Annotated in this window: 22 protein-coding genes; 7 read left to right on the plus strand and 15 right to left on the minus strand. The window is 65.3% G+C overall.

Annotation, left to right across the window (positions count from 1 at the left end; genetic code table 11):
• The first annotated feature begins 95 nt into the window (after positions 1-95).
• Entirely contained in the window at positions 96-707 is a 612-nt protein-coding gene (locus WG901_RS21680; protein ID WP_339589215.1) for a TetR/AcrR family transcriptional regulator, read from the plus strand.
• Positions 708-726: 19 nt separating this feature from the next.
• On the opposite strand, the gene WG901_RS21685 is transcribed toward WG901_RS21680, so the two are convergent.
• From WG901_RS21685 to WG901_RS21720, 8 genes are all read right to left on the minus strand, one after another.
• Positions 727-3492: a TonB-dependent receptor domain-containing protein gene (locus tag WG901_RS21685; RefSeq protein ID WP_339589216.1), complete on the minus strand. Its 2766-nt coding sequence runs from the start codon at positions 3490-3492 to the stop codon at positions 727-729.
• A 191-nt stretch (positions 3493-3683) separates the two neighbouring features.
• The gene (locus tag WG901_RS21690; RefSeq protein WP_339589217.1) at positions 3684-5288 is read right to left on the minus strand and encodes a hypothetical protein; all 1605 of its coding nucleotides are present in this window, start codon (positions 5286-5288) and stop codon (positions 3684-3686) included.
• A gap of 235 nt (positions 5289-5523) precedes the next feature.
• A complete protein-coding gene (locus WG901_RS21695; protein WP_339589218.1) occupies positions 5524-6603 on the minus strand; it encodes a TolB-like translocation protein in 1080 nt (359 codons plus the stop codon).
• Complete coding sequence (locus tag WG901_RS21700) at positions 6573-6875, minus strand: high-potential iron-sulfur protein (RefSeq protein ID WP_339589219.1); 303 nt, start codon at positions 6873-6875, stop codon at positions 6573-6575. Before WG901_RS21700 ends, WG901_RS21695 begins: the two co-directional genes overlap by 31 nt.
• A gap of 26 nt (positions 6876-6901) precedes the next feature.
• Complete coding sequence (locus WG901_RS21705) at positions 6902-7363, minus strand: c-type cytochrome (RefSeq protein WP_339589220.1); 462 nt, start codon at positions 7361-7363, stop codon at positions 6902-6904.
• Positions 7360-7851, minus strand: a complete 492-nt coding sequence (locus WG901_RS21710; protein WP_339589221.1) for a cytochrome c — start codon at positions 7849-7851, stop codon at positions 7360-7362. Before WG901_RS21710 ends, WG901_RS21705 begins: the two co-directional genes overlap by 4 nt.
• Before the next feature lie 115 nt (positions 7852-7966).
• Positions 7967-8275 carry a hypothetical protein gene (locus WG901_RS21715; protein ID WP_339589222.1) on the minus strand — a complete coding sequence of 103 codons (309 nt, stop codon included), beginning with the start codon at positions 8273-8275 and terminating at the stop codon, positions 7967-7969.
• Positions 8276-8427: 152 nt separating this feature from the next.
• Positions 8428-9246 carry an SDR family NAD(P)-dependent oxidoreductase gene (locus WG901_RS21720; RefSeq protein WP_339589223.1) on the minus strand — a complete coding sequence of 273 codons (819 nt, stop codon included), beginning with the start codon at positions 9244-9246 and terminating at the stop codon, positions 8428-8430.
• Between the two features lie 161 nt (positions 9247-9407).
• Here WG901_RS21720 and WG901_RS21725 point away from each other — a divergent pair, with 161 nt between their 5' ends.
• Positions 9408-9992: a TetR/AcrR family transcriptional regulator gene (locus WG901_RS21725; RefSeq protein ID WP_339589224.1), complete on the plus strand. Its 585-nt coding sequence runs from the start codon at positions 9408-9410 to the stop codon at positions 9990-9992.
• 8 nt (positions 9993-10000) lie between these two features.
• Here WG901_RS21725 and WG901_RS21730 read toward each other — a convergent pair whose 3' ends face one another.
• The 5 genes from WG901_RS21730 to WG901_RS21750 form a co-directional block, all read right to left on the minus strand.
• Positions 10001-11503 carry a CoA transferase gene (locus WG901_RS21730; RefSeq protein ID WP_339589225.1) on the minus strand — a complete coding sequence of 501 codons (1503 nt, stop codon included), beginning with the start codon at positions 11501-11503 and terminating at the stop codon, positions 10001-10003.
• Positions 11500-11988 (minus strand): VOC family protein, encoded by a 489-nt coding sequence (locus WG901_RS21735; protein WP_339589226.1) that lies wholly within the window; start codon positions 11986-11988, stop codon positions 11500-11502. Before WG901_RS21735 ends, WG901_RS21730 begins: the two co-directional genes overlap by 4 nt.
• A gap of 37 nt (positions 11989-12025) precedes the next feature.
• Positions 12026-14344 (minus strand): TonB-dependent receptor, encoded by a 2319-nt coding sequence (locus WG901_RS21740; protein ID WP_339589227.1) that lies wholly within the window; start codon positions 14342-14344, stop codon positions 12026-12028.
• A gap of 307 nt (positions 14345-14651) precedes the next feature.
• Positions 14652-15464 (minus strand): SDR family NAD(P)-dependent oxidoreductase, encoded by an 813-nt coding sequence (locus tag WG901_RS21745; RefSeq protein WP_339589228.1) that lies wholly within the window; start codon positions 15462-15464, stop codon positions 14652-14654.
• 28 nt (positions 15465-15492) lie between these two features.
• The gene (locus WG901_RS21750; protein WP_339589229.1) at positions 15493-17259 is read right to left on the minus strand and encodes a cytochrome P450; all 1767 of its coding nucleotides are present in this window, start codon (positions 17257-17259) and stop codon (positions 15493-15495) included.
• 128 nt (positions 17260-17387) lie between these two features.
• Here WG901_RS21750 and WG901_RS21755 point away from each other — a divergent pair, with 128 nt between their 5' ends.
• Positions 17388-17954 (plus strand): TetR/AcrR family transcriptional regulator, encoded by a 567-nt coding sequence (locus WG901_RS21755; RefSeq protein WP_339589230.1) that lies wholly within the window; start codon positions 17388-17390, stop codon positions 17952-17954.
• Positions 17955-17987: 33 nt separating this feature from the next.
• On the opposite strand, the gene WG901_RS21760 is transcribed toward WG901_RS21755, so the two are convergent.
• Together WG901_RS21760 and WG901_RS21765 are read right to left on the minus strand one after the other, a co-directional pair.
• Positions 17988-18620, minus strand: a complete 633-nt coding sequence (locus tag WG901_RS21760; RefSeq protein WP_339589231.1) for a TetR/AcrR family transcriptional regulator — start codon at positions 18618-18620, stop codon at positions 17988-17990.
• Between the two features lie 120 nt (positions 18621-18740).
• On the minus strand, positions 18741-20489 hold the full coding sequence (locus WG901_RS21765; protein ID WP_339589232.1) for a TolB family protein: 1749 nt from the start codon (positions 20487-20489) through the stop codon (positions 18741-18743).
• A gap of 416 nt (positions 20490-20905) precedes the next feature.
• On the opposite strand from WG901_RS21765, the gene WG901_RS21770 reads away from it, so the two are divergent.
• From WG901_RS21770 to WG901_RS21785, 4 genes are all read left to right on the plus strand, one after another.
• Complete coding sequence (locus WG901_RS21770; RefSeq protein ID WP_339589233.1) at positions 20906-21562, plus strand: TetR/AcrR family transcriptional regulator; 657 nt, start codon at positions 20906-20908, stop codon at positions 21560-21562.
• Between the two features lie 103 nt (positions 21563-21665).
• Positions 21666-22733, plus strand: a complete 1068-nt coding sequence (locus tag WG901_RS21775) for an alpha/beta hydrolase (RefSeq protein WP_339589234.1) — start codon at positions 21666-21668, stop codon at positions 22731-22733.
• Positions 22734-22808: 75 nt separating this feature from the next.
• The gene (locus WG901_RS21780; RefSeq protein WP_339589235.1) at positions 22809-23741 is read left to right on the plus strand and encodes a YVTN family beta-propeller repeat protein; all 933 of its coding nucleotides are present in this window, start codon (positions 22809-22811) and stop codon (positions 23739-23741) included.
• 84 nt (positions 23742-23825) lie between these two features.
• Positions 23826-24323 carry a VOC family protein gene (locus tag WG901_RS21785; RefSeq protein WP_339589236.1) on the plus strand — a complete coding sequence of 166 codons (498 nt, stop codon included), beginning with the start codon at positions 23826-23828 and terminating at the stop codon, positions 24321-24323.
• Positions 24324-24576: the final 253 nt, after the last annotated feature.

The raw sequence follows: 24576 nt of genomic DNA on the forward strand, positions 1-24576 counted from the left end.
CGCTCATGTTCCCCTGAGTAACGAGATTGCCCTTGCCACCGCTTTCCCGATCGCCCTAGGCGCGACCGGCATTGCCCATCGGAAGGATCACCGACTTGGAAAGCCCCGCGAAGACCGCCGCCGCCAAATCGACGCGTCGCATCGGCGCGCAGAATTCGGCGGGCCGCGATGCGATCCTCAAGGCCGCGATCGGCGTACTGCAGGAAGAGGGCGCGGCCGGATTGACCGCCAGCAACGTCGCCAAGAAGGCCGACGTGAAGGCGCACATGGTCCACTACTATTTTCGCTCGATCGAGGATCTCGTCCTCGCCCTGATCCGCCAGCACGGCTCGCTGGGCCTGAAGAACACGGCCCGAGCCATCGCCTCCGACGAGCCCCTGCGCGCCCTGTGGGAGGTCGAGACCTCTTTCAAATGGATGTCGGTGGCGATGGAGCTCAGCAATATCGCCATCCGCCGCGAGGATATGCGCGCCGAGATGATGCGCTACATCGAGGACATGCGGAACCTGCAGGCCGAGGGGATCCAGCGCCATTTCCAGCTCCGCGGAATCGAATGCGCCGTCCCGCCAAAGGCGCTCACGATCATGGTGGCCGGCATCGCCCGACAGATCGTGCGCGAGAAGGAATTCGACGTCTCGCTCGGCCACGACGAGATGGCCGCGGTGGTCGAGACGTTCCTCGACAGCCTGAAGCCGGCGCCGCAATAGGGCGCCGGCTTCGGAGCACTCAGAACCGCTTGCTCACGCCGAGCTGGATCACGCGACCCACCGTGCTGCCGTTGGCGAAACCGTTGGTCGACAGCGTGATCTGCTGGGCGCGATAGACCGGCGGATCCTTGCTGAAGACGTTGTTCGCGGTCAGCGTGAAAGCCAGATTTTCGAGCATGCCCTCGCCCGGGACCTCATAGCGGAAGAACAGGTCGAAGACGTTGTAGTCGCCGACCCGATCCTGTGCCGGGAAGCCCCCCGCGGCCGGGACCACCGGATTGAGCTTGTATCCGTGCGAGTGGCTCCAGGTGACCTGGCTGCGCAGATTGCCGATCTCCACGCCGAGCATGGTGCGCACCTTGAGGCGGCTGTAGTTGGCGTTGAGGAAGTCGATCAAGGGCGCGGTGGCCGTCGCGCTCTGCTTGCGCGTGAGTTGATAGTTGCCGTTCACCGAGAAATCGACCGCGCCCCAATTCGTGGCGGTGGCATAGCTCGCCGAGAAGTCGATACCCGAATTGTTGAACCGGCCGAGGTTGTCCTTGCGATTGTCCTCGATGATGTAGAGGCAGGTGGGCTGCGGCGCGCAGGGCGTGCCGCTGATCGAAGCCGCGCCGGCGATGGCCGCATCGATCCGCGCCTGGCTCGGGTTGACGAAGAAGGACACCCCTCCGAAGCCCGCGAAATACTGCGGGAAGTTGGTGAACGGCGCCTGGGCGATCACGTCGCGATACTTGATGCTCCAGTAGGTGCCACTGAGCCGCAGCCCGGGCAGAGGCTCGAGATCGGCCCCCAGCGACAGCGTCGTCGCCTTTTCGGGACCAATACCCGGACGCGAGCCCAGGATGAACATGCCGTTCGAATTCGTGCCGGTCGGCGCTGGATAGCCATTCGCCACCAGAACCGAGGTGGGAACCAGGAACGCGAAGATCGAGCCGGTTTGCCACGAGAGCGCGGCCGGGTCGGTCTCGGGCTTGTCGAGCAGGCTCGGAGCCGCGAAGCTCTTGCCCCATGCGGCGCGCAAGCGAATGAAATCCGCCGGCTTCCAGGTGAGGCCGACCTTCGGATTGAAAGTATCGCCGAAATCGCTGTAGCGGTCGTAGCGTCCCGACAGCGACAGGGTCAGCTCCTCGAATCCGCCCGTCCGATTGTCGGCGCCGAACAGGGGCACGACCAGTTCGCCGAACAGCGACTTGACGTCGCGGCTGGCGGCCCCGAGCGGTAGCCCCGCCCGCGCCGGGATCACGAGGGCCCCGTTGATCGAGAGCCCCGGATAGCCCGACGTCTCGAAGCCCGGGATCACGTCGCCGCGCCGGGTCCGCACGTTTTCGTACAGATATTCCGCGCCGACGGCGAGCTTGACGGCGCCGCCCGGCAGGGAAACGAGATCGCCGTCGACGATCGCGCGCGCGTTGAACTGCTCCTGCCGCGTGTTGCCGTAGCTCTGGAAGTTGGTGACGGCTGCGAGCGCGGCGGGATTGCTCGAGCCGACGTCATAGGGATTGAACAGGCCGGCACGGATCGCGTTGACCAAGGCCGCGGAGCTGACGTTCGTCGTGCGCTGCTCGGTCTCGCTCTGCCCGTAGTTCAGCATCGTGCGCAGCTGCCAGTTGTCGCCGATGTCGAGCGTCGCGGTCGGCGTGATGCCCCAGGCGTCGAGCGCGATCCGCTGATTGAAGGCATTCTCCGCCCCCCAGCCGAAGCTGACCTGATGGACCTCGAAGGGACTGCCGGGGCTGGTGAAGTAGTTCGACTGCTGCGGAAACGGTGTCAGCGTCGCATTGACGAAGGTCGGACCCACGTTTGCGTTCGAATGGAAGATGCCCAGCGACTGATAGGTGTCGCGGTGGGTGTAGAAGCCGCGCAGCTCGAACTTCAAACTGTCGGTGAGCTGCTGATCGAGACCCGCGAAGACCGAATGCCGCTCGTTCTCAGGATAGACCGAGGCCGTATCGGACAGGTCGCACTGGTTGGCCGTTCCCGGCACGCCCGCGCCGCGCGCATAGGGAAGCGCATAGATGTTGCCGTTGATGCGGTTGATGACCGTACTGCCCGGGCATTCGATCTGCGAGTAAGGGATCGAGACCCCGGCGGCATTGGCCGGATAGATCCGCACGAAGTCGCGGTCGCGCCCGAGGAAGGTGCTGTTCTTGGCGTAGTTGTAGGAGAGGTAGACGCCGCCGCCGTCCCATCTGTGACCGGCGGTCAGGTTGGCATCGAAGGTCCAGTAGTTCTTTTCGCCAAAGCCATAGCGACCATCGGCTTCCACGCCCTTGATGTCCTTGCGCGTGATGAAGTTGATGACGCCTGCCACGGCATCCGAACCGTAGACCGCCGAACCGCCGTCGGGCACGATCTCCACGCGCTCGATGATGCCGGGCGGCACGATATCGACGTCGGGGCTCGTGACCGATACGCCCATCCCGACCACACGGTGGCCGTCGACGAGCATCAGCGTCGCCGAATTCGCCTTGGTGGTGAAGGCCGGCAGATCGCGCAGGTTCGGGCGATTGGTGGTGACGAAGTTGTTGCCGCCATTCTGCTTGAGCAGATCGTTGAACGAGCCGAGCTGCGGGATCGTCTGGAGCAGCTGCGCGGTCGTCGTCGCACCGCTCGACTGGACGACGTCCTGCGAGACCGAGACGACATTAGTCCCGGCCGGCGCGACGCCGCGGACGAGCGAGCCGGTCACGACGATTTCGGGATCCTCGCCCCTGCTCTGGGCAAGAGCCGGCGCCGACGCGACGAGGCAAGTGCTCGCCAGGGCAAACAAACGGACGTTCTTCATGCATTCCCCCTTTTTTGCTTCTCGGTAATTGGCAGTTTCGATCGATCTTTCGGTTTCACGGGACTGGCAGGAAGGCAGCCGCCATCGCACGGCCCCGGACAGGGCCCGCCGCGATCGGCGATCGCGCTTCAGGGCTGGAAAGTTTCTGGCCGGCCCGCCCCTCCGATCGGGAGCGGATCCGGGGCGTTCACCTACTTGCGGGCAGCGACGTTCGAGCGCCTGCCGAGCAATTCCCGGCTCTGCCCGGGCGGGATGAAGGCTGGCACGCCCTCCATCTCATAGGCCGCGGAAATGCCGTTGAAATCGCCGGTCACCGGATCCTTGAGGCCATCGGCGGCACGGCGGACGGCGGCATACATGGCCGGCGCCTGGAAGCCGATCGTGTTCTCGTAGTCCGACGACTGGAAGAAGGCCATCGCGAGGTATTCGCGCCAGTCGCGGTAGCCGCCAAGCGTCGCGCTCATCGTGCCGTCGGCCAAGAATTCCAACCGCATGCGCGCGTTCATCAAAGACCAGGTCGAAGCCGGGCCTTCGTGCATGAACAGCTTGTCGACCGGCTGGGTCATGATCACGCCGTCGACCATCTTGCCCCGGAAGCGGACGAAGTCTTGCGAGAACTCGGTCGCGCCGCTCACCCGATAGGTATAGTCGGGCAGGACGATCTTCGACGTGCCGTCGCGACGGATCGAGTCCGTGCTGTAGTAGATGCTGACCGCGACGTCGTCATCGTTGCGCGCGTCGTCGATCCCTGAGACTTCGACGAGGATCGACAGACCGCCCGCGCGTCTCAGCTCGTTGCCGATCATCGGCAGGAAGCCGTTGCGCCGCCAGCCGGCGATGCAGCCCTGGATCGTGAAGAGCTGGTTATCGATGCCGCCCCGGCCATCGGGCGACGTAAAATTCCGGTGCTTGCGCGTATGCGCCGGCGTCGGCCCCGTGCCGTCATCGCCGTCGAGGTCGAAGCCGCGGACCTGATCGACCCTGGGCGCGACGAAACCGGGATCGGGAACGATGCCGGGCAGCAGGATGACGTTGAGCTCGTCCGGCCCGCGATAGGGCAGGTACGTCGTGTTGGCGCCGCCCTTGTCCGCGAGGAAGGCGCGCTGACGCGCCGCCTTCTCCGGCGGCATCTGCGCGTAGTAGTCGTCCTGCGAGGGCTTGGTATTCACCTTTTCGCACTGATCAGGCTTGCTGTCGGCGATCGGCGCGAACCATGAGATCGCAAAGACCCTCGTCGAGCCCGAACGCGGTCCGGCCGCCAGTTTGGCGGGTTCGGCCGTGATCGGCATCGGCTTGGTCTGCGGCGCAGCGTTGAGCCATTCGATATCGTTGAAACGCAAGGTGAAAGCCTGCTCGGCCGCGCCTTCGGCGACCGGGCAGGTGAGGCCCACGTCCTTGAGCCGGTAGCGATAGAAATCGGGGACCGTCGCCGGTCGCGGCCCGTGCTCCTGTGGATGGCGTGCAAGGTCGGAAGATTCGGAAAAGACGATCTCGGGCACCGGGGCACCGCTGCGGCAGCGTTCCATCAGGCCGGGCACGGCCGGGTCGGACTTGCTGATGGATACCGTCAGAACCTCGGGGCCCTTGGCCGGCGCGCGCGAGCTGGTGAACTGCAGGCTCGTGGCCGCGCCGGTGATCCCGCGGATTTCGCGGCGGGGCGGCTTGGCGCGCCAGTAGTGCGCCTCGGACTTCACCCAGCCCTTATGTTCGCGACCCTTGCCGCCGCCCATGACGCCGGCCACCTGGATATAGCCAGGACCGATATAATACTGCGCATGAGCCGCGGCGCCGCCCATTATGGCAACGGCCGCGATCGTCGTCCTCGCTATCCACCGTGAAATCGGCATCGACGTGCCCCTCGCGCTGTCTTCCCCCTGCCCGAATGGCGCGTTCGCAGTGGCTATAAAACCGAGCGAATCTGGCCTTACCAATCCAGGCTCAGGCACTGTTGAGCATTTTACCGCACCTGGCAAGCAAATGCTCAAAGGGAACTGAGCTTTTCTGCCAAATCGGTGCGTCCGGTGCGCAGCCCTAGGGCAGCCTCAGCAGAAACACGCCGTTGCCGCCGCCGATGTCGGGGTCGTCGCGAATCGAACGTTGGAACGCCACCCATTTGCCGTCGGGACTGACCACGGGATTGCTGATGTCCTGCGCACGGCCCGGCTCCGCGCCGCGCACGATACGCGTCAGCACGCCACCACCACCGGCCTTGAGCTCAAGCCGGCAGATGTCGAGCGGGGGCAAGGCCGCCTTGTCCTGCACGCCGCACTCGACCGTGGACCAGATGCCGCCGGGCGCGATGCCCTCGACCTCGGCATATTCGCCCTCGCGGCGGAAATAGACCGTGTCCACGCCGCCGGCCAGCCGCGTGCCCATGACCGAGATCGACGGACGGCCACCATTCATCCTACCCATGCAGCTGTAGACGAGCTCGCGATCGTCATCGCGGAAGTCCTGCGGCTCGATGAACACGCATTCGTCCGGCAGCCTGGCCATGATCTCGTGTTGGTTGGCCAGAACGGGCACGCCGGCACGGTAGGCGATCTCCGCCGTGTAGCGTCGGGTCGGCCGCGCGAAACCCATCTGCCAGGGCTCGCCGGGCTTGAGCTCGGGCGCGATCACCGCCCAGGCGACGAGATTGCGCTTCCGGGAGACGGCGATCCCTTCGAACACTTGCGCGCCGAGCGGCTGCAGGCCCTTGGTCAGGCTGCGATCGAGCACCCACATCTCGAGATGGGCGCGGGCATTCGTGCCGGGGCTCGTGCGCGGCGCCGTGACCAGGAAATCGCCATTGGGCAGATACTGGATCCGCGTGATGCCATGGTGCGGAAGGTTGGCCGTGAGGTTGCGGACCCTGCGCGTGGCAAGATCCATCTCGAAGGCATCGCCATAGGTCTTGCCGACGAAGGCCAGGCGCTTGCCGTCGGGCGAAAAGGCCGGGCGCCCGCCAAATTCGGAGAGCACCGTCGCGTCGTCGATCCCCGGCAGCACGGTTTCGGCGTGCACGCCACCTGACAGCACCGCCGCGACCACCCCCGCACAGGCCAGCAGCGCCGCGCGCGTCTTACCCAGCGCCGCCATCAGCCGGCCTTCGCCGCGAAGGAATTGCATAGGCCCGCCGCCGTGACCGGCCCGCCGCTCAACAACTGGCAGGTCCCGCACTCACCCTGCTTGCGCTCGAAGAAGGCACAGAGCCCGCAGCGGCGCGCGGCATCAGGCGAGACCTCGACGAAGCCGAGAGACTTGCGCCGGTTACGCAAACTGAGCGGCAGGCTCGCGGGGTCGTCGCAGGCGACATCGCTGGCGAGCGCCGCGCCGCCTGCTACCAAAGCCAGCGGCGTGGTGGCCGCCAGCGCCAGGAAACTGCGCCTCGATCGATCCATGAAATCCCTCCCCCTTGTATTCGGATTCAGTCGCCCGCGACCTTGAACTGGTCATGGCAGGCCTTGCAGGTACCGCCGAGCTTGCGCGCTTCCGCACGGATCGCATTAACGTCGCTGCCTGCGGCGACACGCTGGAACGCCTGCACTTCGCGCGCGAACCCGTCCTGCGCGGCGCGAAACTGCGGCGCGCGCGTCCAGATCTCGGGTCTGGTCGCCGTCTTGACGCCAGGCTGCGGACCCGAGCCGCGCGGAAACCAGCCATAGAGCCCATGCGCGAGCCCGCCGAGTTGCCCAGCCGCCTGACGGACCTTGGTGAGGTCGCGGGCGCGCAGGCCATCGGTCACCTCTTTGTAAGCCGCGCCGATCTGGCGGAAGCCGGCGATCCGCGCACGGACCTGGTCGGCTGCGCCCGCGAAAGCGGGCGCAGCGACGAGTGCGCCGGCGGCGAGCACAAGCGCCCAGCGCGAGAGGATCCGCCCCCGGGTCACGAGCGCTTCTTTTCGCGATAGGTGTCGTGGCATTCCTTGCAGGGCAGGGCATCGACCATGAGGTTCAGCACGGTGCCCTTGTCCCCGGCCTCGGCGGCCTTGGCCATGGCTTCGGCGCTGGTTGCGAACTTTTCCATCTTCGCGGTGAAATCGGCGTTGTTGCTCCAGACCTCCGGCTTGGAGCGGCCCCCGGGCACATGCTGCTGGAAGGCCTCGACCGACTCGCGCGCGCCCTCGGCTACGGCCCGTGCCGCTGGCGCGAGCTGATCCGCCGGCAGCAGTCCGGCAACCACCTTGCCCAGTTTGTCGGCGTCCTGGTCCAGCTTGGTCATGATCTGCTGGCGCTCGAATATGATCCCTTCGGCCTCTGCCCCCGCCGCTGGTTCGGCCGCCTTTCCCGCCTGCCACGACAACAGGGCGAAACATCCGCAAAGCGCGAGCGCGACGCGACGTGCGCTCGCGGCCCGGCATGATCCTCCCAGTCCCATCCCCATCTCCTTGGCAAACGAAAGCCCGGCACATGCTCAGATTATTCTGAGCATGTGCCGGGCTTGTAGCGTGAAATCAAGCCGAAAGCTTTCGGACGGGATTAGGCGCTAGATGTCACTTCGGCAGCTTGGCGAGATCGGCCTGGACGGCGGCGAGCTTCTCGTCGGTCACGGCATCGCCCGCGAACTGCTGGAGCTGCCGGAGCGTCATGCCGCGCGCCATCTGGATCTGCTCGTTTCCGATGAGGCCGGGCATGTGCTTCGCCAGCACCGCTTTGGCACCGGGATTGTCGAGAAGGGTGCCCAGATCGGTGGTTTCGACGGAGAAACCACCCGCGGCCGGCGCTTCCGCGGCGGCCGGGACGGCCATGCCGACAACCGGCATGGCGATGGCGATCAGGGCGGCGCTGATTAGGGAACGCATCTATCACTCTCCTGCTTGGATCGGTCCGAAGGACTTGCGAGCAGGCATGAGAAAGCCTTCCAGGCGAGCTCCGGACCCCGAGAACCTGACCTCTTGCAAATCGGTCAGTCCAATTATCGACTAGCAGGCCCGTAAAGCACCAGCAAGTGCGATCAGGCAGCCTCGCCTGCGTCGACGAGCAGCGTCGAGCCCGTCATGAAGACCGCCATGTCCGATGCGCAGAAAAGCACGACGCGGGCGATGTCGTCAGGAACGCCGACCCGTCCAAGCCGACTCGTCAGCATGGCCGGGATGTCCTCGGCCGTGCTCGTGCGATCGGGATTTTGCGCAGCTGCCAGCTGATTGCCCTCGGTCACGCAATAGGTCGGCGCCACGCCGAGCACGCGGATACCATGAGGGGCGAGCTCGATCGCCATCTGCTTCGTCATGCCGCGCACCGCGTGCTTCGAGCTCACGTAGGCGGTGAGGCCCGGCGCGACGCCCTTGAAGCCCGCGGTGGAGACGATGTTGATGATCACTCCGCCGCGCTCCGACGCGATCATGCGCCGCGCGGCCTCGCGAGACCCCGCGAAAGCACCGCGCGCGTTGACCGAGAGAACCTGATCCCACAGCTCGTCGGTCATTTGGGCGACAGGCACCGCGGGAAAGATCCCGGCATTGTTCACCCAGATGTCGACGGCGCCGAAGGTCTCGACGGCGAGGGCACCGGCCGCCTCGATCGAGGGGGTCCGTGACACGTCCATGGCCGTGCCGATGACCCGGCCCGGAGTAGACGCGTCGAGATCGGCGGCGGCCTCGCGCGCCAGATCGGCATCGATATCCCCGATCAGGACGTTCGCGCCAGCTTCGGCCAGGCGCCGCGCGATCGCCTTGCCAAGGCCGCGGCCGCCGCCGGTCACGACGGCCGAACGGCCCGCGAGCGAGACCAATTGCGCGATCGAGCGATCGGAAACGTCCGTGATAGCCTTCATGATCTACTCTCCTCCCGCCGCCTGCTTGTCTGCGCACGCATGCTGACCACTTCGTTAGCAAAGCGCCGCCCAAGCCGTCAATCCACGACAAAGGCGCGCCAGGGGGTTGAGCTCGGACGCACCACGCTGCCAAGCAACCTACTGCCTCTGGAGAGCCGCGAATGGCATCGACGCGAAGACTGGGATCGGGGAATTCGGCTACCCGGAACGTGCTGATGGACGCGGTCGAGGCGGTCATGCGCGAGGACGGCTATGCCGCCTTGTCGGCGCGCACCGTCGCCGTGAAGGCCGAGCTCAAGCACCAGCTGGTCTATTACTATTTCGAGACGCTCGACGAGCTCCTGCTGGCGACCTACCGCCGGCACATCAGCCGTTACTGGAACAGGCTGCAGGACGCCTTTCTATCGGAGCGCCCGCTGCATGCGTTCTGGAAGGCTCATTCGGATCCCAACGATTCGGTGCTCAACATGGAATTCCTGGCCATGGCGAACCACAACGAGGTCATCCGCCGCGACACGGTCGAGTTCGGCGAACGCGTCCGCCGGCTGGGACTGGAGACGGTGAATGGGCTGATCAAGCGCCCCGACAGGAAGGGCAGCGAGGTCGTCGCGCCGTTCGCTGTCACCATGGTGCTGTCCTCGATCGGTATGATTCTCGGTCTAGAGACCTCGCTTGGCATAGCCGGAGGACACGCGGAAACGCGCGCTCTGATCGAGTGGTGCATCGACGAGCTCGAACCCGCCTAGGCGGAGGGTCAGCGGGCGAGCCATTCGGGGCGCGAGGCTCCGCGGGGGATGAGCACCGGATCGTAGGCGCCGGGCGTCAGCGACATCCGCACCTGGTCGGTGACGCCTTGATAGTCGCCCATCGGCGTGACCGCGCGGAAGACTTCCGGATCGCGATAGCGGTGCTCTTCGGACGCGTCGGCGGTGCGCTCGGCCCAGGCCTTGTCGAAAATCCCGAGCGAGAGGAGCCACAGGGCCGCCCGGGTCAGCGACACGTGCACGTGATAGGAGCCGCCCTCTTCGGCTCGGCGGCGAAGCGCGGCGACGACGCCGACTTGCGCGAGCCAGGCCGCGAGATAGTCGTTGACCACGCCGATCGGCGGAAGCGCGGGCTCGTCCTCGCTGCCCTGAAGGCTCATGACGCCGGTCACGCATCCCGCGGTCTGGTCGAAGCCCGCACGCTCCGCCCAGGGGCCCTTCATCCCATGAAGCGAGATCGACACATAGACGATGCCCGGACGCTCGCGCGCGACGTCTTCGGGCAGGAGGCCGAGGTCGCGCAGCTGCGCCAGGCGGCGGTTCTGGAAGAAGATGTCCGCGCCCTGCAGCAGGTCCACGAGCAGTTTCCGCTCGTGGCGCGCGAAAAGCCAAGTCGAGCGCATGCCGACATTGGCGCTCGCGTAGATCGGCTCGAGTTCGCCCTCGCCGGGCCGCCAGAGGTTGAGGACATCGGCGCCGTGGAGCGCCATCGACCTCCCGAAGCCCGCGCCAGCGATGACGTGCCCCATGCCGAGCGTGCGGTAGCCCGAGAACGGCTGTGCTCCCAACGGACGGAGCGGCTCACGCGCGGAATCGCCTATGCGCGTGATCTCGATCAGCGGCATGTCGGCCAGAACCTCGCGATAGTGGGGTTCTTCCAGGAATTCGGGCAAGTTGCGGACCATCGGCATGACGATGCCCGCCTCCTCCCCGGCCTTCTCGAGCGCAAGAGCATCCCACCGGCCGATCGCCTCGGCCACCGGCTCGTAGGTCAGCGGCACGCCGAGCAGCTGTTGCGCGCGCAGCCGCAGATTTGGGTAAAGCGCCTGCGGCAACACCCATCGCCCGTCGCGCGTGCGAAAGAAGGTCGCGCCCATGACATTGCCCACCTCGAGCGACGGCACGGCCGGATAGCGCCCCACGAGTTCCCACTTGCCGTCGTAGAACGGGCAGAGCCGGTGCGGCGTCGGCCCTAGATCGATGGCGAGGTCCTGCCCCGGCCCACCGCGCCAGCGGTGCATCGCCGCGGCCGCGACCGATTTCGCCAGCAGCGCGATCGTCGCCGCGCCGCCGAGCCGTAGCGGGCTCTTGAGCACGGGGTCGGCGCCGGACCATTCGACCCTGCCGCCCGCATCGCTCGTCGACAGACCGACGCCCGCCAGCACTTCTTCGAGCGCTCCTCCGAGATCGAAGCGCGCATCGGCGATGCGCGTTCCATAGGCTCTTTCGAGACGACCGGTCAGGTCGCCCATCGCCGCGCCAACGCCGCTCACGGCAGGACCAAGCCCTTGGGCCAGCCGAGAAGCTGCCAGCCTTCAGGGCTCGCCGTGACGAATTCGAAGAAGTGCCCCAGGCGCTGGCGAGCATCGAGGAAGATGCAGCTGATACCCGCGCCCTCGCTGGAGAATGCGAGCGGCAGCCCCATCGCTTCGGCCTCTGCGCGCATCGATGCCGGGTCTTCCCGGCGTACCGCGATGTGATGAAGCCGTGGGACCGCATCGGCAGGGTCGGCCGGCAGGAAGGGCAGATAGGGCTCGACGAAGCCGCCCACAGGTTGGATCAGCTCGACCTGCGTCGCGCCGGCCCAGGCCGTCGCCACGCGCAGCTTCGAGGTCTTCTCGCCTGTCGGCGTTTTCGCCACCATCTCGACGTCGAAAGCGCTGAAGGGCCCCAGCCTGAACGAGGTTCCCGCGAGCTCCATCGCGCGATCGATGTCGTGCGTGACATAGCCGTTCTGATACTGGCCCTTCAGCGACATTCGAGGTCTCCCATGATCCGGATCGACGATGAACCGGCTAGAAATCGAAGCCGAGCTTGACCCCGTAGGTCACCGGCTCCGCCAAGGTGCCGTAGTCACCGTTCGAGCTGCCGGTCTTCGTGATGAAGTAGCGGTGGTTCGTGAGGTTACGGCCGAAGACGGTGACATGGAGGTGCCCCGATGGCTCGGTCCAGGTCAGGCTGGCATTGACCAGTGCGTAGCCGCCCTGCCGATAGCGCTGCTGACTGGCGACGGCAGCGCCGGCGAGCGGTCCGAACAGCGCCGGATTGTTGACGACGAAGCTCGAAGTATAGCTGACGTTCGCCGCCAGTCGCAGCCCGCCCTCGCCCTGGGGAACGAGGTAGTCGAAACCCGCGTTGCCGCTCAATTCGGGCGCGCGCGCCATCTGCTGCCCCGACCAGTCCTGGACCTGGTTGTTGACGTTGAGGCCGGTGGCCGCGTTGAGGCCGGTACCTACAGCATCGCGAAAATCGGTGTACTTGGCGTTGAGCCAGGCAAAGCCGAGACGCAGGTTGAGGTTCTCGACCGGTGTCGCGGAGAACTGCCCATCGATGCCGTAGACCCGCGCCTTGGGCGCGTTCTGGTAGACATTGAGGAACTGGTTGCAGGTGTCGAGGGCGGGCGGCGCGGGAACCGGGGCGCAGAGCGGCGAGCGCAGCAGCGTCGCGACCTGGAGGTTCCGGTAGTCATAGTAGAAGCCGGCCATGTCGAAGCGATAGCCGTCCTGCGCGGTCTTGAACCCGACCTCGTAGGCGCTGATCGTCTCGGGCACGACGGCACGCCATTCGCTGACGATCGCAGGCGGCGTGAAGTTGAACGTGCCCGTGCGATACCCGCGCGACCATGAGGCATAGACATTGGTCCGCGGCGCGATCTCGTAGCGCAGCGCAGCGCGCGGCGTGAACTTCGACCAGCTGTCTTTCGCGGCCGCATCGGTGACGATCGCACCAGCGGCGCTGAACACGCGGTAGTCGTTGTCCTTCTTGTCGTGGCTGTACCGCCCGCCGAGGCTCAGGCTGAGGCCCTGGGCAAGTTCGAGCGTCGCGTCGGCATAGGCGGCCCAGGCATCCGATTTGACGCCGCCGATCGTGCGCTGCGCGACAACGCCGCCGATGAGCGTGCGGTTCACGGGATCGGTGGCGATGTCGTCGTGGTAGTACATGCCGCCAACGATCAGGTTCAGCCCGTCGATGGCATCGATGTTGTAGTCGACGGCCTGCTGGAAGGTCTTCTGGTGGAAGTTGATGTCGATGATCGTCGAGTTGACGTAGGTCCCGTCGAAATCGAACTCAAGATGCTGCTTGCTGTCGGTGTAGCCGGTGTAGGAGGTAATCGTGCCGATGCCGGTCGCGAGGGCCAGCTTGAGCGTGCCCTGGTGGTTGGTCACCGGGCTTTCGGTCACGCCGTTGAACGAGGCGGTATAGGGCTCGGTCGCGCGCAGCGGCGGCGCCGGCAGCGCGGGACTGACGCGCGCGTAGGGCGTGAAGATGTCGGTGCGGCCGTCATCGACGTGGACCATGTTGTAGCCGAGCGTCGCCTTCAGGTTGCTCGCGAGGTCCGCCTCGAGTTTGAGACGCACCGCGGCTTGGCGGATCGGCGTCGCCGGACCGAGCTTGCCGCCGATCACCGCCGGATTGGCGAGGCGGATATAGCTGTCGGTGTGGCGATAGTAGCCGGCGAGACCGATCCGCACGCTGTCCGCCAGCGGTCCCGATACATAGGCGCTCGCGCGCTTGTCGTTGAAGCGGGCATAGGTGAGCTGGGCCTTACCCGTCCACTCGGCCGAAGGGGCCAGCGTGTTGATCAGGATCGCGCCGCCCGTGGCGTTGCGCCCGTAGAGTGTGCCCTGCGGTCCCTTGAGGACTTCGATGCCTGCGAGGTTCGGAAGATCGGCGTTGATGACGAGCGCGCTCGGCTCGTAGAAGCCGTCGACATAGACAGCGACATTGTTCTCGACGTTGTTGCCGTTGGTCAGCGTCGTGATGCCGCGGATCGTGGGCTGGGTGAAAGCCCCGGCGAAGTTGACCTGGGCGCCCGCGGCGACCTGTCCGAGTTCCTGGAAATTGGTGACGCCGGCATTCTCCAGCGTGTTGCCCGAGACGACGGTGATCGCTGCGGGCACGTCCTCGAGCCGTTCGGCCCTGCGCTGCGCGGTCACGATGATCTCGCTGCCCATATCGGTATCGTCGGTGTGCGGCGCCGCCTGGGCGTGAGCCTGGACCGACAGAAGCGGTATAGCCAGGGCCGTCGCCACCAGCAGTTTCGCGGCCCTGCCTCGCGCGATCAAGACGGCTTCGTTCGACACGCGAATCCGCGTGGCCCCCACAGATCCCATCCTCTTCCCCTTTTCGTTGCGAAGCGCTTTGCGCGCGCCCTCACTTTGACATTGTGTCAGACTGATCAGTCAAATCACAATATCTGACCACTTTGTTAGCAAATTGGATTGACCAGTGTCAATCGATGGTCTGCAGCCCGACGCAGAGGGGCGAAATTGACGAAAAACACGCAAAAGAGCGCCGCGGACAGCCATCCGCAGCGCTTCGTTCGGTCAATGGGAGATCTCCCTTGAAGGGCGGATCAGGCCTCTCGCGCACCCGCGCGGGAGGTTTTCGACTCCGCGAATCAAGATGGCCGGCGGTGCCTCAGGCGGCGATGCCACCGTCGATCAGCAGCGTGCTGCCAGTCATGAACATGGCCATGTCCGAGGCGCAGAACAGGATCGCGCGGGCGACGTCATCGGCAACGCCGACCCGGCCCAGGGGACTGCCGCCGATACCGGGGATCGGGATCTGCTTGAGCGCTTCCTCGTCGAGATCGGCGAGGAAGGCGGTCTTCTCGGTCAGGCAGACGCCCGGCGCGATGCCGAGCACCCGGATGCCGTGGGTGCCGAGCTCGATCGCCATGGTCTTGGTCAGGCCGACAACGCCGTGCTTCGATCCGACATAGGCCGACTGGCCGGGCGAAATGCCGCGAACACCCGCGAGCGAAGCGACGTTGACGATGACGCCACCCTTGCCCGCCTCGATCATACGCTTCGCTGCCTCGCGCGCGCCCACGAATACGCCCCGCAGGTTGAGCCGGCTGATGTTGTCGAACTCTTCCACTTCGAGGTCGAGCAGCGGGGTGAAAGAAGGCAGGCCGGCGTTGTTCACCCAGATGTCGATCTGGCCGAATTCGGCGAGGGCCTTGTCGGCGACCGCGATGATCTGCGCTTCTTCGCCCGCATCCATCGCGGTCGCGACGACCTTGGTGCCATGGGCCGCAGCGAGTTCGGCGGCCGTGTTGGCCGCGGCGTCCGCATCGATGTCGGCGATCAGGACATTGGCGCCGGCTTCAGCCAGCCGCCGCGCGGCCGCCTTGCCGAGGCCCCAGGCGGCACCGGTGACGACGGCGTTACGGCCTTTGAGCGAGTTGAGTTCGGCAAGCGGCTGGTTCGATACGTCGGCTACGCGCATGGATCGGTCTTTCTCAGGATGCTGAAAATCAGGCGAGCTTGGCGAGCTCGGCGTCGAGCGCGTCGAGCGCTTCGTCGGTGAACTGGTCGGGCGCGAACTTCTTCATCGCGCGCAGGGTCATGCCCTTGGCCATGCCGATGCGCTTGTCGGTACTGATACCCGCGAAGTGCTTTTCAAGCACGGCCACGGCGGCCGGGTTCTTGAGCAGGTCGCCCACCCGCGTCGCTGCGGTCGAGAGCGTGACCTTGGTGTCGATCGCGACGCCCTGCGCGAGGCGCAGCAGATCGGCATCGGCCGCATCGAGCGCTGGCGCAGGGAAACGGCGCGAGGCGAGCCTAGCGATACCGCGCAGGGTGAAACCGTTGGCAATCCCCAGGAACGGCCCCGGCCCGATGCCGGGAAAATGCTTCTCGAGCACGGCCTTCGCGCCCGGATCCGCGAGCAGCGTCTCGAGGCTGTTGCCGCCGGTCGAGAGGACGTGACCGTTCGTCGCCGCAGCGGGCTTCTCGGGCGCCACGAAACCTTCGCGCGGGGTCAGCTTGAGATGGAGTTCGGCGAGGCCGCGGATGATGAAGCTGGGTTCGTAGCTGAGATCAGCGATGCCATTGGGATGCTTCTCGCGGTCGATCTCGAAATGAGACGTCTCGGCCAGGAGCTTCTCGAGAAGGACGCGCACTTCGACGCGCGCGAGCGGAGCGCCGGCGCAGACGTGCTTGCCGCGACCGAAGGCGGCGTGCTCGACGATGCGCTTGCGGCCCAGTTGCAGCTCGGCCGGGTTTTCCCAGCGCTTGGGATCACGGTTGGCGGCCGATAGCGCGACCAGGATCTTGGTGCCCGCGGCGATCTTCACCCCGGCGATCTCGGTGTCCTTGCGCGCCAGGCGCGCGGTCTGCTTGGTCGACCCTTCGATACGCAGCACTTCCTCGATGAAGGCCGAAATCTTCTTGGGATCGGCGCGCAGCTGGGCCTGGAGATCGAGATCCTCGACGAGATACTTGATCGAGTTGCCGAGCAGCTTGGCCGAGGTGTCCTGACCGGCGCCGAACATGAACATGCCGAGCTGGACGATGTCCTGCATCGGCGGCTTGACGCCGTTGGGAAGGATCGCCTGCGCCAGTTCGGTCAGCACGTCGTCGCGCGGGTTTTCGCTGCGGTCGGCGATGTAGCCGGCGAAATACGAGCCCATGATGACGAAGGGGTGGTCCTCGGCGCTCATGTCGTTGTCGCCGTCGAGGCTGCCTGGGGGCGGCGCCATGGCGATCGTGTCCATGAACATCTGACGGTCTTCTACGGGCACGCCGAGCAGATCTGCGATGACGATCGTGACGAAAGGCGTGGCGATGGTCTTGATGACATCGACCTTGCCGTTCGCCACGGCCTCACGGATCATCTGGTCGGAATAGTCGGCGATGAACGCCTCGTTGGCCTTGAGGCGCGAGGGCACGAACAGCGTGTTGACCAGGGCGCGCAGGTTCGAATGCGCATCGTCGTCGAGATTGACGACCAGGTCGCCTCCCAGGAACTGCATGCGATGGCCCTCGATCTGGGCCGTGATATCCGAACCTTCGGGCACGAACGGCAGCGGCATGGCCGCGCCCTGCAGGCCGATGATAGCCGAGAAGGTGTCGTGATCGCGCAGCACCTCGAGCGTTTCCTCGAAGCCCGTGACGATGAAATAGTCCTTCCCCGGCGGCTGGTAGACCGGCCCCTGCTCGCGGATCGCCTCGAAGAAGGCATAGGGATCCTTCAGGATTTCGTAGTCCGTGAAATAATCGCGTTCGATCAGCGAGACCATCTTCCAACTCCCATGCATGTTCACGAGCACCGGTCGCGCGAGACTTCGCCCGGCTGGCGAGACCAGCGTGACGAGCCAGCCGCGAATCCGGTATCGACTTATGCGACAATATGTCCCATAACGGCGAAATGCCCCAACGGTCAATGGTCAAGGACATTCGCGCGGCACGAACAGGCACGGCCCTGCGCGAGGCACTTTTGCGGCTCCTCGCGCTGCACTCGTTCGAGCAGATCACGGCGCGGGACATCTGCCGGGAGGCCGGCGTCCACTACGCGACCTTCTTCCGCCACCACGAAGGCAAGCAGACGCTGCTTGAGGAGATCGCAGCCGATCAGATCGCTGCGCTCGTCGAGCTAACCTTGCCGGTAGCTGCGGCGGCAGATCATGCCGCGGGCTTCGTCGCGCTCTGCGCCTACGTCCAGGAGCACCGCGACCTGTGGAAGGTCCTGCTCAATGGCGGCGCCGGTCTGGCCATGCGCGCGGAATGGCTGCGGCGCGCGCGTGCGGTGGCGCAAGCGATGCCACCGACCGAGAGCTGGCTGCCCAGGGACCTCGGCATCGTCTGCACGACGGGTATGATCGCCGACACGATCAGCTGGTGGCTGGAGCAACCGGACGATGCCCACGGCGTCGATGAGGTTTCGCGCATCCTGTCACGCCTCAGCATCCCCATGCTCTCGGGCGGGCCAAGCTAGCGCAGTCGAGATATCGCTCTGTGCCCGGTTCCGCTATGGGTCGAGGGCGGGACGAACGGCAAGGCGGTTCACCAGGCCCGCCACGTCCTCAAGCGGCACCGGCTTATCCTGCCGCAACCACCATGACAGGACTTCGACCGTCGCGGCGACGCCGAATGCCGCACCCAGATCGAGCGGGAGCGCCAAAGGCGCATCGTCGAGCTGGCCCGGGCCGATCTGCGCCGCCAGCCGGATGAACTGGCTGCGCATGAACCCCGCCGCCCCGCCGTTCAGCAGGATTGACCAGAGCTTGCGTCGCTCGCCCACGTAGGTGACGACGGCCATGCAAGCAGCCGAGCTGTCGTGGCTCGACAGCAGCGGGAAGGTATGGCCGACGAAGTTCTGGATTTCAGTCTCGGCGATGTTCTCGACGAAGGCCTCTTTCGTCGCGAAATGTCGGTAGAAGGTCGACCGGCTCACCCCTGCCGCCTCGACGATGTCGTCGATCGTTATGGCCTCAAGCGTCGAGGTTTCGATCAAACTCAGAAGCCCGTCGCGCAAGCGATCGATCGTGCGCCTGGCACGCGCGTCTCGCGACCTTAGGCCGATCGCATTGAGCCTCGCCCGGTCGGCCGTGGTGACCTGGCCCTGCTCGGCATTGGAGTTGTCGCGATTCGGGCCGGTCATGCTTGGCGGTATGACCGATCAAGGAGCGTCAGGGCAAACGGCACCATCGTTTGGTCTGATCCTATCCCCAGCGCCAGGCTTGCCCGGCGGTATCGCGCCGGCCGGGCAAGCCCGATGATGTCAGGTCCCTTTCTGCACGGGACGATAGGTCTTGCCGTCGATCGTGGTCACGAGCTCGCCTTCGAGCGGCTCCCCCATCGGACTGATCACGAAACCACCTGGCTCGCTGGTCTTCTTGGTGCCGACCTGCGCGCCGCTCGATCGCATGTCCGAGTGCCAGACGATGCGCGGCTTGCCGCCCTTCATTTCCATCGCCGCGCTTTCGGTCCCATCGATGACGTGCTCGCCATCGTCGGTGAACGCCTCGTAGCTCGCGGAAACGAACGCGACGCGTCCGCCGGTCTTGCGGATTTCGACGCGAGCCGAGCCGCCCTTTCGCCCGGCCAGCGTGAACTTGCCCTCTGGCACGCCCATTCGCGCGGGCATCGGATCACCCGGTTTGTAGGCCGCGCCCCAGGGCACGGTGATCTTTCCCGGCCTGGCAACGCGGCCCAGCGGCAGCGGCTTGCGGTCGGGCAGGCGCGCGATCATCAGCCGCGAATGCCGGCCGCCCGGTTCCGTCGATGTCGGACAGGGCAAGGGATTGGCGCCGCCGCAGGCAGGCGCCGTCACGAGCGCCTGCCAATAGACCACATTGGTGCCATCAGGCGACCACGCCGGATCGGCGCGCGCATTCCAGTTCGGATCGCTGGCGCTGCCCGGTGTGCCTGGTCCCGGATTGAGCTGCTGGCCGAGGTAGCCGCCGCGATCGCCCCAGCGGTCGATCAGGTAGGGCTGGAAGAACCGGCGCTGGCCGTTCCTATAGCCGTATTCGTCGGAGAGCTTGACCATCAGGGTCAGCATGTCGGTGAGCGGCGGCACGCCTTGCATCCCGGCATAGTACATGTGCCGCTCGACGCCGCGATTGTCGAAGACGACGAACCACTTGTCGTCGGGCGACATCAGGATCGGATCGGCATAGCCGGGGGCATTGGTGAGGCGCCGGGACGCACCGGTCCTCAGGCTGGTGATATACATGTCGACCGCGCCGGCTTCAGGAATTCCCATGCCGACCGCGTCCTTGCCGTCACGCGTCCAACCGCGCGCTTCGCCGATCGCGCCCTTGGCCGGATTGGAAATCAGACGCGCGGGATCCTTCGGATCGACCCTGAACGCCGCGAAGGTCGGGTCGCCCGAATTGGTCATCACATAGGCGTCGACGAGGTCGTAGCGCGGAACCGCGGGCTCCCCATCCTTCGGCGCAGGATTGAACTGCAGCCTTCCCACCAGTCCATGCTGGTCGAGATTCGCGCCCGTTCCATTCATGTGGCTCCACATAAGGTGGATGCCGTCGGGATTTAGACGCAGCTCGCGCATCGCCCCGCCCTTGCCGGAACCGTCGCGCATGACGTTCCAGCGGATGGGATAGACCCGCAATTTATCGGGCGTGCAGGCATCATCGACGAGCCGGTGCGGGCCGCAGTCGATCACGTTGGTGCCCGCAAGCATCTTGCGATCCCCCGGGAACGCCTGCGGATGATCGACGACGAGCCAGGTGTCGCCCGCCTTAATCGTCTGCCCCGCGCTGTGCGTGGTGAGATTGCCGAGCTTGCGCGTCGCGTCGGGAATAGCGCAGGTGATGCACTTCCAGCTGTCGCCGTTGGCGAATTGGGTTCCATCGGTCTTGATCGCGATGACCTGCGGACCGCTGTAAATGTTCGCTGGATCAGGCGCGCTCGGTGCTCCGGTGAACTGTACGGACAAGAGGACGTGCTTGGCATCGCCGAGGTAGGCGGGCCCTTCGATGATCGCATCGTAGTAGGCGGACATGCACCCGGTCCCGCGCGGATTGATGGCGCGCGTGCAAGCGCCTGGTGCGTCCGAAGGCGACGTCGGCGGAAGCGGCAGCGATGCAACTACGATCCTCTCGGGCCGAGGCGGCGGCGGCAGGGCTGTCTCGGCCTGAGATGGCACGCTCGCGGTGCTCGCGAGGAAAAAGGACATGAGCACGATATGAGCAAGGCGCGACACGACGGATTACCTCTCCAAAATTTATGGGACATTATGTCGCTTAAATTCGACCTGCCAACAACGGCTAATTGGTAATTTTGTGTAACGTGCGCGTCATGGGCGGCGCACGCGGGGGCTGCGCGAGACGCCACAAAGCGACGCATCGTTGCGTTTTCCTTTCGAGCGGGCGATGGAAAGCAGTCCGGGATTCGCTCCGGCCAGAGCAGGAAAGACCCGTGTCCAAGTTCGTAGTGATTGCCGCCGACGATGAGCCATTTCAGCCGAAGCGTGGCCGTCCCAATGCGCATCAAGCCGCTGCAATCGAGCGCACCATCCGCGAGGCAGCAGCCCAGGTCTTCTTGTCGGAGGGGTACGAGCGGGCTTCGATGGAAATGATCGCGGCTCAGGCCGGCGTTCCCAAGAGCACGCTGTACAAGCGGTTTCCCGAAAAGCGCGCGCTGCTGCGCGCCGTACTTGGCGGACAGGTTGCCGCCTGGTGCGAGATCGACCGTAGCCACACCGCGGCCGACGACCTCGAACAGCGCCTGAAGCATCTCGCGACCGACATGCTTCGTCACGCTACGAAGCCGCAGGTGCAGACCTTCTGGACACTCGTGTCGACGGCCTGGAGTGGGCCTGACGAAGCCGAACAGCGCCATGAGGCGATCGGGTACTCGAAGATGATCGCAGGGCTCGAGCGCGAGATTTGCGAACTGGGACCAGGCAGCGGAATTTCAGCTCGCAATCCCCGGCGGGTCGCCACCGTGCTGATGACGATGTTGTGCGGGTGGATCGAACACGTCGCCCCCACCGCAGATCGGCCAGAAGAAGAAGCCCGCCGCTTCGCCCACGCCGCCGTGGACATGCTGATCAGAGGCGCCGCCGCCTGGTAGGCGCAAACCACGAGCATTGACACTTAACACTACGATCCGTAGCTTTATCTCGTGCCAGCAGAATTGGCCGGGGGATGGGATGCGCGCAATAGAGGCAAAGCCGGTGTTCGCACTGGCCATGATGGCTGCCATCGTGGGATCGACCATGGCGCGAGCCGACGAACGGACGGCGGAACCGAAATCCGAACTCCCGGCCGCGAGCCTGGATATCCCAGCCTTTGTCTACGCTCCGTCGCCGCTGTCGAGCGAAGCCCAGAAGCGCACCTACGCGCGCTCGCTCGCGGGCCCCGGAAACGGCACCATCACACCGCCGACCAATCCCAAGATCGTCGCGACCATGCGCTCGGTCGTGAATGCGATGTTCGAGAAGTCGCTTCCCTTCGTGCGCGAGCGCTATCCGGTCGAGACCTCGCAGGAAACCGTGGCCGGTGTCGAAATCATTCGTGTTCGCCCCAAGGGCGGTGTGGCCGCGAAGAACCGGCGGCGGATCCTGATCGAGGTCCATGGCGGCTCGTTCATGGTGGGATGGCCCTCGGTCGCCCTGCTCGATGCCATCCCCGTTGCATCGCTGAGCGGAATCGAAGTCGTGGCGATCAACTACCGGCTCTATCCAGAAGCCGTGCACCCCGCTGCTCTCGAAGATCTCAGCGTCGTCTACCGGGAGGTCCTCAAGACCCATGCCCCGCGCAACATCGGGATTTTCGGTGGCTCGGCGGGCGGCGTCGTAACCCTGCAGTCCATTCCTTGGTTCAAGCGCCACGGCCTTCCCATGCCCGGCGCCATCGCGCCGCTATCGAGCGCGTTCCGGACGGCGATCGGGGACTCCGAGATCTGGAATTTCAGCGGCGGTTTCGCCCGTCCGGGAACGACCCTTGTCGCCAAGGGCGGCTATTTCGGCAGCGACTACGATCGCCGGGACATGCTCCCGGAGGTCACGCCCGACAGCCTGACGTTCTATCCGCCGACCCTTTGGATATCGGGTACGCGCGCGCCGGAAATGAGCGGCGTGGTCACGGGGCATGCCAGCTTGCTCAAGCAAGGCGTCCAGTCCGAGCTCTACATGATCGAGGGCGGCTGGCACCAGAGCTACAGCACGGCGCCAGAGACGCCGGAATCGCAGGACGCGATGCGTTACCTGGCAAACTGGTTCGACAAACACCTGGGACGATAACCGGGTCACCTTGGCCCTCGGTCGGGAGAGATAGCGATGCAAGCAAGTTACCGCGCCGCCAGATGGCTCGGTGTGATGATCGCGGTGGCCCTTCCCGCATCGATCGCCGCGGCCGAGACGCTGCTCGTCGGCAATAAGGGCGAAGACAGCGTCAGCTTCCTCGACCTAGCGAGCGGAACGGAACGGGCGCGCGTTGCCACCGGAAAGGCTCCGCACGAGATCGCAATTTCGCCGAACGGCAGGCAAGCCGCCGTCGTCGCCTATGGCGGTACCACCGTGGATGTCTTCGACGTTGCGCGCGCGCGTCTCGTCAAGCGGATCGACATTGCACCCAACAGCGCGCCGCACGGGATCGTCTGGTTGCGCGACGGCAGGCTTGTGGTCGCCGCGGAAAAGAGCCGCAGCGTCGTGGTGATCGATCCGCGCAGCGGGCGGCTACGCTCGATCGCCACAGATCAATCTGGCACGCACATGGTGGCCGTTTCTCCCGACCAGCGCCGCGCCTATGCCGCGAATGTGGGTGCTGGTACGATCAGCGTCATTGACCTGCAGCGCGGCGTGAAGCTGAACGACATACCGGTCGGCGGGAACCCCGAGGGCCTCGCGGTCGCGGCCGATGGCCGCGAGCTCTGGGTGGGCGACAATTCCGCGCCGCGCCTGAGGGTCGTCGATCTCGCCAGTGGCCGCACCGTCGCCACTCTTCCGACGGATCCGGTGGCGATCCGCGTGGCGATCAGCCCCGATGGCAAGACTGCCGTCACCTCGAACATCGGTGCCGGCACGTTGAATGTCTTCGATGTCGCCAGTCGCAAACCCCTGCGCACGATCGCAGTCAGCGGGCACCGCGAGGCGATCCAGGTGACCGTGGCATTCGCGCGCGATGGCCGGCGCGTCCTGGTCGCGGAGACAGGACCTGGCACGATCGCCGACGTCGATCTCGCTTCGGGCGAGGTTCGCCGGCGTATCCCGGCCGGAAAGAACGCCGACGGCATCGGAATTGCTCCGTGATGCGGAAATCATCGGCACCGCGGCGTCCCGCCCAAACCTGAAAGCAGAATTCTTCTGATAGATTTCGAGAGGATCGAAAAGCCCATGAAAGCACTAGTGGCTGGCATTGCGCCCCTGCTGTTGATCGCAACTGGCGCTCATGCCCAATCGCAGACCTCGTCACGCCTTGAGACGCGATCAGTGGCTGCGCCAGCGCCGTCGGCTGGCGCTCGGGTCCGGGTCATGATGCTGCGCTGGTTTACCAGCGACGTCGTCCGGGCAGAGAAATTCTATCAGGCCGTCTTCGGGATGACGACCGTACAAAGGATGGGCGAAAAGGTCCGCATCATGATGTTTCCCGGCATGGCGCTTCCCGGCATGATCCTCGTCCAGTCTGATAAGCCAGACCACTTGAGAGGCAGCTTCGTCGCTCAGGTGAGCGATGTAAACGCAACTTTACAAGCGGCGGCAGCCAATGGCGGCAAGCTTCTGAGCACTCGCTTCAACCAGGAGATCGATGGGCAGCAAGCAAGATCGAGTCACTTCGAAGATCCCGATGGGAATGTCGTGGAGGTATTGCAGATGGGGAATTCGGCACAGTGAGCCATGGGCATCACGCACCATGCCATCGCTTCCCGACCGGTCCGCTCGTCAATCAGGAGTTTCGTGTCGCGCCGATTGGAGAAGCCGATCGTGTTTGACTAACTCGTCCCCCTGTACGTCGAATGATATGTATGCGCAGTCTTGATATCGGCCCGGACGCGATTTCAGCTCAGACTACCCGCTCCGCCAGTGGGCCGCCTACAGCGGTCCATATCGGTCTACTCCGATTGACGGCTTCACTCGGAAACGCCTG

This window comes from Novosphingobium anseongense, from assembly GCF_037482895.1.
Classification (GTDB): Bacteria; Pseudomonadota; Alphaproteobacteria; order Sphingomonadales; family Sphingomonadaceae; genus Novosphingobium; species Novosphingobium anseongense.